Here is a 1201-nt window from a genome sequence, read left to right as displayed (position 1 = left end):
CAGGGCAATCGCTTGAAGCGCTGGTTGACAGCGGAGCTGGCATAAGCGTGTAGCCTTCGCCGTAGAAGGATGATTCATAGGAAGCCATCGATTGCAGGAGATGGCTTCCATGGCAGGTAAAGCGAGCGGATCGCTGTTGGATCATTTCTCGGCGTTGGAGGACCCTCGGCAATCGTGGAAGGTTGTGTACCCGTTGCCGGAACTCCTACTGCTGGTGCTGTGCGCCACGCTGGGCGGGGCGGAGAATTTCGTTGAGATGGAGGAATGGGGGGCGGATCGGCTGGACTTTCTGCGCCGTTTTCTGCCTTACGAGCGGGGTATCGCCAGCCACGACACGCTCAACGATGTCATGAACGCGCTGGATGGGGAGCTGTTTTCGGCCTGCTTCACGGCGTGGGTTGATGAGTTGCGGGAGGCCGAGCCGGATATCGTGGCGATCGATGGCAAGACCTCCCGGCGTACACACGCACGGTCTCAAGGCCGCGACCCCCTGCATCTGGTCTCGGCCTGGGCCAGCCGCCAGCGCCTGGTGCTGGGACAGCAGGCGTGCGCGGCGAAGTCGAACGAGATCACAGCCATTCCGCTGCTGTTGGAGCGCCTGGCCCTCACCGGTGCGCTGGTGACCATCGACGCCATGGGCTGCCAGGCCAAGATCGCCCAGACCATCCTCGACAAGGGGGCCGACTACCTGCTGGCGGTCAAGGACAACTGGCCGACGCTATGCGGGGAGATCGAAGGCTACTTCGCCGATGCGGGCGACGACACCCTCGACCGTTTGGAGACCACCGACGGCGACCATGGCCGCATCGAGGTCCGCCGCCATGCTGTCAGCCGTGACGTGGCGTGGCTGTCCACCGACCGCCGCTTTCCCGGCGAACCGCGATTTCCCGGCCTCAAGGCCATCGCCATGGTCGAAGCGGAAGTCGAGCGCCAAGGCAAAATCAGCCGGGAAAGGCGCTATTTCCTTTCCTCCGCACCACTTGATGCCCGCCTCTTCGCCCGTGCCGTCCGCTGTCATTGGCACATTGAGAACAGGCTCCACTGGGTTCTCGATGTCGTCTTCCATGACGACTTGTCCCGGCTACGATCAGCCTGCGGGCCCCAGAACATGGCTGTTGTCAAACACATGGCCATGAACCTCATACGCAATGCACCCGGCAAACAAAGCCTGACTGTCCGACGAAAAAAGGCATCCTGGAAT

At 62.1% G+C, this 1201-nt stretch carries 1 protein-coding gene; it reads left to right on the top strand.

Annotated elements, in window-relative coordinates; translation table 11 throughout:
• Positions 1–109: 109 nt before the first annotated feature.
• Positions 110–1201: ISAs1 family transposase (locus FBZ88_RS30060; protein WP_411861226.1), on the top strand; the 1092-nt coding region annotated here is incomplete at its 3' end.

The organism is Nitrospirillum bahiense (assembly GCF_007828025.1).
In the GTDB taxonomy this organism is placed as follows: domain Bacteria; phylum Pseudomonadota; class Alphaproteobacteria; order Azospirillales; family Azospirillaceae; genus Nitrospirillum; species Nitrospirillum amazonense.
The sequence above is the reverse complement of the archived record's forward strand: the minus strand, read 5'-3'. Positions and strand labels throughout refer to the sequence as shown.